Raw genomic sequence first — 12,739 nt, 5'->3', positions numbered from 1 at the left:
TTAAAAACCCGATCTGATTCGAAACTTTAAAGGGCTTTTATTCTAGTGAAAGAATTGATCGTCAATTTACAAGGCAAACTGGATTCCATACTCGGGAACTCTTTCCGAGAAAAAACGGATCCTTTACTTCGAAGTGAGCCCCATAAAATTCTACTCGATGCCAGAGACCTGCAAGTCTGGGACGAGAACGGTTTACTTTCTCTCAAAAATTCTTCTCTCACTCATTTGAGTTCCCAATATGCAGCCTGCGGATTGTCCGAGAGTCTGATGGGAGATTGGAATCGCCTGGGACTTAGAGAAAAGATACCATACTTCAAAACTAGAGAAGAAGCAAAATATTATCTAGTCTCCGGACAAATTTCGAACCCGGCGGAACCTAACGAAAGTACTACGGCCTGCCCGGCTTGCCTCCAGATTTTGAGAGTGCAGGGGAAAGGAAACTATCGTTGTCCGTCCTGCGACCATACCTTCTACCTGACCGCAGACTATAGAACGGCTAGTTACGAAAAATTGTTCTAATCCATTCGGAAATAAATTTCCAAATTTTATAGGCTTGCCAGAAAAAATTCGGACTGGCGCTGTTACTATTATATGGGTACACAGACTTCTCACAAGCAGAGTTTCGGGCAAAAAATCCTAGATCTTACTCTAGTTCTTCCGAGACTATTTTATTCCGGGATACGAGCGAAACTCGCCTGGTTTACCGGGAGTCTGATCGTTCTTACAATTCTTATACTTTCCTTTATTTACGTGAGACAACAAACCGAGATCCTCACTGAAAGTTACGATAGAGAAGCTGCTATTTCCAGAAAATATATCTCTTCTCTCGTTCTGGAATTGGATAATATTTCCCAAAGTTTGATCCGGATCGAAGAATTTCGCGACCGGGTCAGTAAACAAACGGAAGCATTAAAAAAATATAAAACAACCAAGACCGTAGTCCAGGAAAAGAAAGTCTCCTTTTTCGGCATCAAGACCAGTTTGTTCGGTGCCTTGGGCAAAAACACGGTCCGTAAAACTTTGGATACGTATTATTCAGCTTATCTTTCCAAAGATGATATACAAGTCCTGGAAAAGAATATCCGGCTGCAGCTGCAACAAGGCGGGGAAGAAGTTGTCAGTGATAAAGAATTCGCACGTCTCCAAGCAATGGCTAAAAAATTCGTATTCGCCGATAGAGAAGCGAACCAGATCCGAAAACGCCTGAGCGAATTAAAAGAAAATCAGGAAAAACCGGATCATACTGAGATCTCCGCCTCGGAAGAAGAACTTCGTAAAAAGTTAATTTTAGCTCGAAAGCTTAGATCCGATCTGGATGAGAATATAGTCTCCATTCTTGCGGATTCCAAAAAAAGAAAGATCAAAGAATTAGGATTAGATACAGGCAGATTTAGGATCCAAACATTTCCGGTTTCAGGTATCATTCCAGGAGAAGCTTCCGAGCCTACTTTAGATACTAAAATTTTCGATTCAGAATCTTCTTTGAACCAAGCTCCTATGGAAGAGAATTTGGAAGAAGGTTTAAAATCTGCCTTAAGTTCTCTTTTAGAAGGAGCCGGAGTTTTAGGAGAGATACGTCCTACTTCTTTCCAACAAAACGGTTTGGAATTGCAGGCTTTATATTCTCCTCATTTTAGAAATCCTGCATCTACTGAAAGAGCTAAACTTTTGGAATCCAGAAGAAGTACACTCGGACCTTGGACAAATTATCTAAGAGAAGAGCAGGAAATTCTATCAGAACTTTCTAAAATTCCTCCTATATTAGAAACCAGACTGAAAGAGTTAAAAGAGAAGAAGCCGCCTATCCCTCCTTTTAAAGACAAAGAATTTAAGAACCAATACACAAAATATGCTGCATTAGTTCGTAAAAGAAATTTATTATACGCTACTTATTTAAGGAATAATCCTCCTAAAGAAGAGGAGGCGTTGGAAGTGGAATCTTTCGGTTCCATTCGAGATTCCGCTTTAGAAGATCAGATCTTACTTAGATTTAGGCCGGACGGTTCCGACTATGGGAAATCGGTTCAATCGGAAGAAGGAAAAGAAGTTTTCCAAAAACGTTGGAATTCCGTCAGAGAATGGATCTATTCCGGAGAAAGTGAAACTCCTACAACAAAATTAAAAGCTCTCTTTCCGGACGGGATCATCGGGAACAGTAGAACGGAAGCAGAACAGGTACTCTGGAAATTGGACTCGACACCTTTAATTTCAGAGGTGTCCGATGATCTTCCTACGGTCGTATTGGCCTCCAATTTTTCAGGAGTGATCCGAACGGTAGTGGATAGAACGGAAGGTTTGGAATCCATTCGGCGTAACAGAGACAGAGCAGTACTTTCCGCATTAGGGATTTGCGGATTTTCCATTTTTTTAGCCGTGTTTATTTCCGGTTTTGTGGTCCAAAAGATCAAACGTCTGATCCGGAATGCGGAACAAGTAGGAAAAGGAAATCTAAACGTAGAATTCGAGCAGGGTGGAAGTGACGAATTCGGAAACCTTTCCGTCGCACTCAACCAAATGGTGACCGGTCTTAGAGAAAGGGAGAAGATCAAAGGTATCCTAGGAAGTATGATCGATCCGGTGGTGATCGGAGAGGCGATGAAAGACCTCGCTGCTCTCAAAAGAGGTACCGAAAAAAGGGTGACAGCATTCTTCTCGGATGTAGCAGGATTTTCTAATATTAGCGAAAAGTTAAGTTCCGTGGAATTATCCGAGTTACTGAATGAGTATCTATCCGCAATGACATTGATCCTAAAAGATCATGACGGTGTTTTGGATAAGTACATCGGAGACGCGATCGTAGGTATTTTTAACGCACCCGTAGATGTGGAAGGTCATTGTTTAAAAGCGACCCGTGCATCGATTAAAATGTTGGATAAACTGGAAGAATTACGATCCGGTTGGAAGAAGGCCCAAAAATATATTCCGGATGCAAGAGATATGCAGATCCGGATCGGTTTGAATACCGGGCTTGCCAAAGTCGGGTTCATGGGAACGGATGCTCTCGCATCTTATACAATGATGGGAGATACGGTAAATCTTGCTGCCCGCTTGGAAGCCGCAGGTAAAGACTATGGAGTTTCCGTCTTGGTTTCTGATTCGGTCCATTCCGAGATTAAGGATTCTATTTTTACTAGAAAGCTGGATCTAGTCCGAGTAAAGGGTAAGAATGAACCTGTGATCTTGTATGAAGCAATCTCAGAATTGAAAGGTGTTGCCTCCGCCAAAAAAGAAATTATAGGCCTATATGAAGAAGGTTTAGCATTGTACTTGGATCGTAAATGGGATCCTGCCGTTAAAAAATTCAAAGAATCCGAAAAAGCAAAAGGCAAAGAAGATAAAGCGGTACAACTACTTGTAGAAAGATGTAACGAGTATAAAAAAACTCCACCTCCAACTTCTTGGGACGGGGTATATACTAGAGATCATAAGTAGATTAACTCAATTTAAAACCGGTTAACCTTTCAAAACGGTTTCGGAGAGAATATTCCAATAGTTTTTCTTCCGAAACCAAAAACGCAGAACGTTTTGCTCTAGTGATCGCGGTATATAGTATTTCCTTTTTGAAAAGTTCCAAAGAAACTTCTTCCTTATTCAGGTCGGCCGGATCAGGAGGATATATTATAAAAACGGAATCATATTCGGAACCCTGGGATTTATGAACTGTGACCGCAAACGCAGGCTCATGAGGAGGAAGTGTATCCAGTGCAAAATCTCGGATCTCTCCTTCTATAAAAAATAGGGCCCTGAGTTCAGTTCCTCCATTCGGAGTTTGGACCTCTAAAACGAGGCCGGTATCCCCGTTATACACTCCTCTCACTCTATCATTTTTTGTGATAAGTATTGGAAGTCCTGAAAAATACGTTTTAGTTCCGATCTGTACTAAATTTCCTTTTTTATGATGTAGTATTAACTCCGTTAATTCTTTATTGATGAATTCACTTCCGAAAATCCCATTTCTAAGAATCGTAAGTATCTTGAATCGATTTAGATCTTTGTTTAAATATTCTTTTAATTCCCGAGGAGAATTCGGGTTTGGAAGTTTGGAGAATATAGGTAGAATTTTATCTTCCGCAGTTCTTTTTAAAAATTCTTTCCATTCTTTTTTGTAATCCAATCGGATCTGATAAAAACCTTTTAGATCTTCGTTTCCCGAACCGGTAAAAATAGGATCTAACTGTAAAGTTTTAGGAAGATTTTCCTGGAATTCCGAAAAAGAAATATTCTCTTTTACACAAAGTTCAGCCGCTTTGGAGATAGAAGAAAATTCCTCCTCCTGTCTATGACTTGTTTTTAATTCTACTAGGTTTTCGGAATTTATCTTTTTTAAAGACTTAACTATATCGGATAGGACAGCTCCTGCTTCTACGCTTGGCAATTGGTTCGGATCTCCTAAAAGTATAAATCTGAAATTTTCCGAACCGATAGGCAGAGCTTCCATCAATCTATACATCATATGCAGATCCACCATGGAAACCTCGTCCAAGATGATGACCCGATAGGGGAGTGGAAAATTTTTACCGTATTTATAGTTTCTTTTTCTAGGATTATACTCTAAAAGCCTATGTAATGTGGAAGTTGGGATTTCAGAAATGGAATCATCCAATTTATTTTTTGTACGAATATTTGAGATCGTGTTTTCTAAGGATTCTTTTAATCTTTGGGCGGCGCGTCCTGTAGGTGCCGCAAGTCCGATCTGCTTAAAATTATAACCTAAACGTAAAAGCCCGCGGATTACGTTTGCGACTACCGTGGTTTTTCCTGTGCCTGGTCCACCTGTAAGAACAAAAAATGGATATTGAAGTGCTTTTTCTAAGGCTTCTTTTTGTTCCCCATCTCCGCAGAGTATATATTCTTTATTTCCTCTTTTGATTGCAAGAGGGTTAGAAGAGATTAGTTCTTTTAAAACTTCTTTTATCTTTTCAGACTTTGTAGCGGGGATAGTTTTGAGCAAGTTCGCAAAACCGTCTTCTACTGCGGTTAACTGTCCAAATACTTTAGAAAAATATAATAGACTATCCCTCTTTTTGAATAAAATATCCGGGATTGTATTTTTTTCAGAGAATGGGATCGCAAGATTTCCCGTTTTTGACGCTTGGATCAGGGAAAGATTCCAGGAGAATAAAACTTCATATGGGATTTCTTTTGCAAAATGTGAAAATTCTTTGGTGAGAAATCCTGCATATTCCTGATCTAAAATTGTTTCGAGGGATCCTTCTTTCATTCTTTTTCCGCCGAAATTCTATTTTTCAGATCTAATGTTTCTTTTATTTTGTTTTTAGAAACTTTTACAAATTCAGGATCTATATCCTGGTAAAACAAGCCTCGCCCGGGTCTGTTCGGATCCGTTCCTCGGAGAAATACAAAGTACATTCCTCCTAAAAGTTTAGGATCGTACTCATTTCCATACTTGAATTTTAACCAATCATCCAAAACTACTGAATAGATTGCCATCTGCAAAGAGTAGGATTCTTGGATTTTTTCTTTCAGGTGGATCTCCGAATAAGGATCTTCTCCGAAATTGGAAGATAGAAGGTTGGACTTCCAATCTAAGATCCAATATTTTCCTTCCGAAAGAAATATTAAATCCAAGGTTCCTTTTAATAAGTCGGAAGCACCTGTTTGTTCCGGGATTTTCAAAAAGAAATCCACCTCATGCTTTCTTTCGGAAGGAGAAATTTCCGAAAGTGAGATGCTCTTTTCAGAATGAGATAATGGTGTATTGAGAGTATTCCAAAAGATTTCAGAGACCTTTTGGGCAAATCGCTCCAGTTGTTCCGAGCTGTTTCCGTATCCATAAGACTTTAGAATATTCTTATATGATTTCAAAGTATTTTCCGGGATTTGTGCCGCGGACTTTGCGTTTTTATATATAATAAAATCTTCCGTTTCCAAAAGTTGATGAAGTAAATTTCCCATTTTATTGGAGGAGGGGAGTTCTTCTTCCTTAGATTCTTCGGGTGTTTCATCCATTTTGAATGTTTTTGTTTCAGAGACTTGGAATCCGGACCCTTCCGAAGTAAAAAACGAGTCCAAAGAAGAATAACTTTCTAGGATAATCTTTCTCTTTTCCGCTTTGTCCGGCCAGATCTCCACGGAACGTAAAATTTCGGAACCTTCTTCTTTTATTGGATTTGTCGTTAATCCGGTGATCGTTTTATGATCTCTAATCCATTCATGTTCGTATTTTCCTTCTTCATTCTCCCAGAATCTTGCTACGGAAGAATTTTTCGGAAATTCGGGAACTGACGCATGAAAGGATTTTCGAAATAATTCCAAAGGGCGTTTTGGATCCGGTTCGGCAAGCAATGGAAAATAGAATTTGTACATTGCCCGAGTTAAAGCCACATAGTAGAGTCTTTTATCTTCGTTGATCGTATTAAAAACTGAGATCTCTTCCTTATTATTTTCCAGATCTATAATACGTTTTTCGCCTTCTCTGTACTCTGAGAATTTTTTTCTCTGTGTGCCCCAGCCTGAAAATCCGCCGAATAAAAACACGATCGGAAATTCTAAACCTTTGCAGGAATGGATCGTAAAAATTTTAACTCTATCTTCTTCCGAATCCTTTTCTAAATAATCTTTTTCATCTTCTTTGGACACCATCTTGGATTCCAAATAAACGATTAGTTGTCCTAAACTTTGGTCCGATTTGGACGCTTTTTCGGTTAAGAAGAAAAAGATCTGTTTGAAGTTTGTGATCTTTCTTTCCCAGTCTTGTCTGGATTCCTCCGGAAGGGGAGAAGCCAGCCTGCTTTCAGTCAGGATAGAACTGAACAGGCCCGGAAAATCTTTTTTTCGGGAGAATTTTCTCCAGGTTTCTAAAAGTCTTTTTTCCCCGGACTCGATCGGATATTCTTCGAAATTTTGAAGGTCCTCCGGGCGTACGCAGAACAGATCGGATATTAATAGTTTATAAAATGAATCCCTGCTTCCTTCTTCGTTTAAACATTGAAGGATCTCTCTAATTCGGATCGCTTCCGGAGACCCGAATAGTCCGGTTTGTTTTGGATAAGTATATGGGATCCCTCTTGCCTTGAATTGTCTTTTTAGGAATTCGGAATCGTTTTCTCCTCGGACCAGAACTGAAATATCGGACCAACTCAATTTTTCAGGAGAGGAATATCCTTCTTTTTTAATATAGATCTCCGATTTTTCGGAAACCAGATGGATTATTTCCTCTGCTAAAAATTTGGAATATTGGTCTTTCAGTCTGTCTGCATTACTTTCTTTAGAAAGAGAAAATGCATTTAAGGCGGCTCGATTACTTTTATCCGAATATAAAATCGCTTTTCCAGGAGTTTCGGGAGATTTTACGTTCACATATTCAATCGGCAAAAATCCGGTTTCTCCAATCGGGAACCATTCTCCTTTTACACTTCCAAAAATCGAATTATAGGAAGAGATTAGCTCCGGCAAAGATCTGCGATTCGTATCCAGTTCCGGATAAACGATAGAAGAATCCGCAAATTTTCCGCCTATATCGAATTCTTTTTTTGCAGTGAGATAAGTTCCTAGGTCCGCTCCCCTGAACCCGTAGATAGATTGTTTTGCATCTCCGATCAGGAAAAGTTTTCCTTCCGCTTCGATACCGCCGGACTTTTCTAAGAATAATATTCTGAAAATATTATATTGATCCGGATCGGTATCTTGGAATTCGTCTATAATCCCGAAACGAAAACGTTTTTTTAATTCGGAAACTAATTCAGGATTTTTTTCCAAGGAATTGGAAAGCCCTAGGATCATATCCCCGTATGTGATCGAATTTTCTTCTTCCTTGATCTTGACTGAATCTTCCGCTATATCTTCCGCGAGAGAAATTAGGAAAGAAGATAGAGAAGATCCTAAAGAGCTTAAATTTTCGGAAAGTTTCCGGATCTTCTCTCTTTCTAATATATAAGAAAGATACCCGGATTCGCCGCTTGCGGTTTTTAATTCATCGTCTGAAAGAAGAATGGATCCTATGCCGAAACTTTCTCCTCTTTTTAGATCCAAGATCTTTTTTAGGGCCAATGTAAACGGAAAAGGTAAAAACGGTTCGGAAGAATCCAAAAGTTTTCTCAAAGAATCTTGAAATTCTATTTGGCGACTTGAAAGAGCTTTATACTTACTCGCGTTGATTTTCTTTTTAAAAGAATCTTGGAATTCTAAAAATTTAGGAAGAATGGATTGTATTTCCAAAAATACGTTTCTAATCGAACCGATCTCCGGAAATTTTTGAGGGCGGGGAAGGAGTTGGATTGAATCAGGGGAAGAAACTTTCTTCACTGCAAGACCGGACACGAAATTTTCCCAAGTGGTTCCTTGGAATCCGTCATTATAAAAACGATTTGCCTGAGATAGTATAAAAGGTAAAAGTTCTTTGGGATATTTTCCACCGAACTCGTTGCGCATTCTCCTATACAATGCTTTGGATACCGCGGAAAATTCTTCTATAAGTTCTGAATTTTCGGAACTGCCCGATTCTAAAGAATATTCTTTTAAGATCTTATGAGCAAATCCATGAATGGTAGATATATAAGCCTGGTCTAAACGAGATGCCTGGTTTAAAAAATAATCTAATTCTTTAGATTCCTCTTCGCTTGGGGATTCAATTTTTTCCAATCTTAGGATCGTATTTTTTAACTCTGCTCGGATCCTGCCTTTTAGTTCGGATGCAGCCTTATCCGTATAAGTAAGTACTAATATAGATTCTATACCGAAAGGAGATCTATCGGACCCCATAGAAGCCCGAAAGGAATCTTTTAGGATTTTCAGAACTAAGAATACGATCGTATGGGTTTTTCCCGTTCCGGCAGAAGCACCTATAAAACCGTTTTTTGTAATATCGATCTGGTCTGCGAAAGAATTGGCAGCCGCTTCGAGTTTATTTTTCTGCATAAAAAACCTTCTCCAATGGATGATAGAGTTTTAAGCAGAGATAAAAATCCTTTTCACTTATATAATTTTGAGAGTAGGGCAGAAGTCGGATGATCTCATCCAAATAAATTTCAGGATCGTACTGAACCGATTCTTGCGCCCAAGTTTTGTATTCTTGAGAGAGTAAGTTTAAATTTTGGGGATCGTTTAGGTCGATTTCCGTTCTGTCCGGAAAATCTTCCCAGATACCGGGAGAAACCAAAGAGATAGATTGGTCATAAAATTCATACACCAAATCAGAGAGGAATTTTTTACGATATATTTCTCCTCCTTCTCGATTCATGTTTAGTATAACAGGTTTATCTCCGTAACCAAAGATCGCAGTTACTGACCTTGGAATATTTTGGGATGGGATCAGATCCAGTAAAGATTGGATTAAAAAAGGTTCGATTAAGTTCTTAAACTTTTTCTTAGAGTTTGGATATACAAGTATAAGGGTGAAGGTACCATCCATTTCCTTTTTTAGAAAAACATCTTCTTTCAAACCGGTTAAATTGATCTTAGCTCCATTCGAAATTTCTAATGGAATTATAGGCAAAGAAAGTAGATTCCCTTTTTTAGGAGATTCTCCGAAGGTAAATCCTGATAAAATTTCCGTATCCGAAAGTATTTCGGAGACTGCCTCTGAAATTTTCCCCACCTTTTCCGATTTAGTTAAAAATTCCGCATCTCCGTAAATTCCTCTCGGGATATTTCCTCTTTTCTCCCAAATAGAAAAAAGCCGGTCCAAGGAATTTTGGATGTCCTTTTCGGTTCTTTCCATTGAGTAAGACCATAACTCTTTCATAAATTTGAAATTATCCGAGATCCGGAATGGTTCCTCCGTTGCACTTTCGGATTCTGAAATTTCTTCCGAATATAAGCCGAACCTTCTCTGCAGATGATAAGAGAGCGGAGACTTTGCGAATCGGACCAGATCATTCCAATCTATAGTTTCTAGATCCGGATTTTCTTTTTTTACGGAAGGACCGGCCTGGAAATTCCCGAGCACTGTTCTGCGATAATATTCTTTATCTTCTTCTTTCCCATAGAGAAGAGAAGAAGAAAGGTCGTAATTTTTACGGAACTTCTCCGCAAACTTTGAAGAGGAAGTTTCTTTTTGTATAAAGTATTCTTTGCTATGTTTGTTTAAAGGGATTTTGACCCTGACGGAAGTTTCAGGAACTAATATATTTTCTTTTAAAGCCTGCTCAAGCAAAAGTAAGGAAGAAGAAGGAGCAATACTTTCGTCTTTTGTAATATCTTCCGCAACGAATGATAGAACTAGGCTTTGTTTTGCGGAGAGAATCGTTTCATATAAAAGAGATTGGTTTAAACCTCTTACATTTATATCTCCTTCACGAGGAGCTAAATGTCTTAGATTGAATGCGGAGGTGTCGTCTGTTCCAGGGAATAAACCTTCTCCCAGTCCTAAAATATATACGTGTCGGAACGGGATAGGGCGCATAGGTTGGAGAGAAGATACTGTAATCCCTCCGGTTAGATATTGTCCTTTTCGAACTTGTATCTCTCCACCGGTTTGTTTGAAAAATGCCTCTAAAAATTTGAGTCTATCTTTGAAAGTTTTGGGATCCCATTGAACGGATCTCAATTCATATAATGAATCTATAATATTTTTTTCTATTTCAACTTCGATCGGATTGGAAGAAGGAGAGGAAAATAATTCTATAAGCAGATCGGATAAAGAATCTAGAATTTTTTCTCCGGAGGTTGTCCGATCCGAAACTAAAGAGGCAAATTCTTCCAATAAGAAAGATACACGTTTCCAAATCCCTATCCATGTAGATACGGAAGAACTTGATCCAGAGTCGAAAGGAGAGACAGGCAGATCTTCCTCTTCTTCCGCTGATAATATGTTCCCGGCTGCTAAACGTAAAAAACCTTTTCGAAAAGAGAATGCAAGTGGTTGGTCTTCCGACAATGAATCATCTTGGTATAATTCCAAGTCTTCGGAAAGTTTTGCCCATTCCTCTACCCAAGAAGGTTCTAATTCCCATTTGGACTGGAAACAAGGGTTTCTAAGTAGTTTAAAAATATCCGCTCTGGATCTTTCCTTGGAGAGTAATGGAAATAAGGAAAGTATCCCGCTGATGTAAGCGCTTGTTTCCGAAGCGAGCACATCCCTGATGCTATAAGGTAATGTCTTTATTTGGCTGCCGGACTTCTCCGCAAGTTTTGCTTGTATACCGCCTTCGAATACAAACTCTAAGGCGGGTCTATATTCGGAAAGGTCGGAACAGAATATCCCAAAATCGGTTAATTTGGTTTCTTTAGATTCTGATAAAGTGGATAAAATATGATGGAATACCGCTTCTACTTCTCTGACTTTTCCGGGTGCTTCTAAAATTTGTAAGCTCTCGTCAGGAACAAGTCTAGATGCTACCTTATATTCTGATCGTCCAAGATATTCTTTGAACTCGGATAAAACTGTTTTTGGCTGTTTTTCTTTTTTAATAGAATGTGAAAATTCCGCTCCGGAGATCTCCCAGGATCTTTTTAAGGAACGAAACGAATTCGCCCAGTTTCTACAGATTTGATTTCTTTCGGTCCCGGTGACCGGCTCTCCGTCAGGAACTCCGAATTGAAAAACTTCCAAATGAATTTCAGGAAGAAGGTTCTGAAAAATAGAAATATAGGTACTTGAAAGTTGAGATAACGCAAATAGATACACATTCTTTGGAGAATGTTTTTTGACCTTGGACTCAAAGCCAAGATTTCTCATCGAATATTGGATCAAAGTTTCTTTAGAAGGATCAGAATTTGTGAGATAAGAATAGAGCTCTTTCTGGAAGAAAAAAATTTCCGACTGGGTGGCGACTTCTTCCCAAATATCTTCTCCTGGTAATCTTAGAAGTGAATATTTTTCTCCCAGCCAGTTCCTGATCCAGTCCTGTCTATGAAGTTCATAGTCCTTGAAATATTTTGCCAAACGTCCGGACAGATCCAAGAGCCTGACAGGGTCCGGAGTCAATCTTGCGGAAGGCAAAAGATAGTTTTTGAGGATCGGATACTTTTGTAGGAATTCCTGATCTAGGAGTAAGGTCTCGTAGATCTGGAATTTTCTGGATTCGCCTTGGAGGAACGGTCTGGATTTTGGATCGATCTCCGGAGAATATTTTTCGAGAAGAAGCTCTTCTAAAAACTTTTCCAAGAACAAAAATCTGATATTGAATACCACACCGAATCTATGGACCAGATCCAGGTTCAACCATGTCTCCATACTTTTGTTTGGGATGATCACAGTCGGAGAATACAGTCCGTCCTGCCTAGAGATCTCTTCTCTCAAGGATCCGGATAATGCTTCGGATAAATCCGCAAGATTGTCGGAACTATGTACTCGTATGCTCATCTTCGATCGGTTCTACCAAAAATTCAGAAATTACGGACCGGTAAAACAAAGTTTTGGTCCGAGAGGGGAGCTCTTAAAGGCTTGTAAATCGCCAATCGGAATGATTTTATTTAATGCGACATAATCCTGATTATCGGAAGTTGGGGGATAGGCGGGTTTATCGGTCGTGAGCGAAAGGAACTCAGAGGGCTTGGCGCAACTTCGCCCATGCGCCAACAACACAGACGGTTTTGCGAACCTTCGCCCATGGGCTTATACAAAGGAAATCCAGGGAGAAGTTCGTCGAAGTGACTACAAAATCCTGAACATTCTTCGGAATGAACTTTATACGATCGTTCAGTTTGGATGTCTCTAAGCCTTGTATACAAACATAGAAGATCCATTTTGATTGTATACAATAGAGTGTGCAGTATACCAAAATGGATTCTACCACAGTTTGTAGAAGTGCCTACATTCAAAAGTTCGTATACTTAA

Annotated in this window: 5 protein-coding genes; 2 read left to right on the top strand and 3 right to left on the bottom strand. The window is 39.2% G+C overall.

Features of this window, described 5'->3' with window-relative positions:
- Positions 1–45: 45 nt before the first annotated feature.
- Together EHR06_RS08120 and EHR06_RS08115 are read left to right on the top strand one after the other, a co-directional pair.
- Positions 46–519 (top strand): STAS domain-containing protein, encoded by a 474-nt coding sequence (locus tag EHR06_RS08120; RefSeq protein WP_135756536.1) that lies wholly within the window; start codon positions 46–48, stop codon positions 517–519.
- A gap of 72 nt (positions 520–591) precedes the next feature.
- A complete protein-coding gene (locus EHR06_RS08115) occupies positions 592–3,432 on the top strand; it encodes an adenylate/guanylate cyclase domain-containing protein (RefSeq protein ID WP_135756535.1) in 2,841 nt (946 codons plus the stop codon).
- Position 3,433: 1 nt separating this feature from the next.
- Here the strand turns inward: EHR06_RS08115 and recD are convergent, their stop codons facing one another.
- Genes recD through EHR06_RS08100 form a run of 3 tightly spaced genes read right to left on the bottom strand, consistent with a single transcriptional unit; the run spans position 3,434 to position 12,265 of the window.
- Entirely contained in the window at positions 3,434–5,221 is a 1,788-nt protein-coding gene (gene recD, locus EHR06_RS08110) for an exodeoxyribonuclease V subunit alpha (RefSeq protein WP_135756534.1), read from the bottom strand.
- Positions 5,218–8,877, bottom strand: a complete 3,660-nt coding sequence (locus EHR06_RS08105; RefSeq protein WP_135756533.1) for a UvrD-helicase domain-containing protein — start codon at positions 8,875–8,877, stop codon at positions 5,218–5,220. The genes recD and EHR06_RS08105 overlap by 4 nt, the downstream gene beginning before the upstream one ends.
- Complete coding sequence (locus tag EHR06_RS08100) at positions 8,864–12,265, bottom strand: exodeoxyribonuclease V subunit gamma (RefSeq protein ID WP_135756532.1); 3,402 nt, start codon at positions 12,263–12,265, stop codon at positions 8,864–8,866. Before EHR06_RS08100 ends, EHR06_RS08105 begins: the two co-directional genes overlap by 14 nt.
- Positions 12,266–12,739: the final 474 nt, after the last annotated feature.

Source organism: Leptospira dzoumogneensis (genome assembly GCF_004770895.1).
Lineage (GTDB): Bacteria > Spirochaetota > Leptospiria > Leptospirales > Leptospiraceae > Leptospira_B > Leptospira_B dzoumogneensis.
The sequence above is the reverse complement of the archived record's forward strand: the minus strand, read 5'-3'. Positions and strand labels throughout refer to the sequence as shown.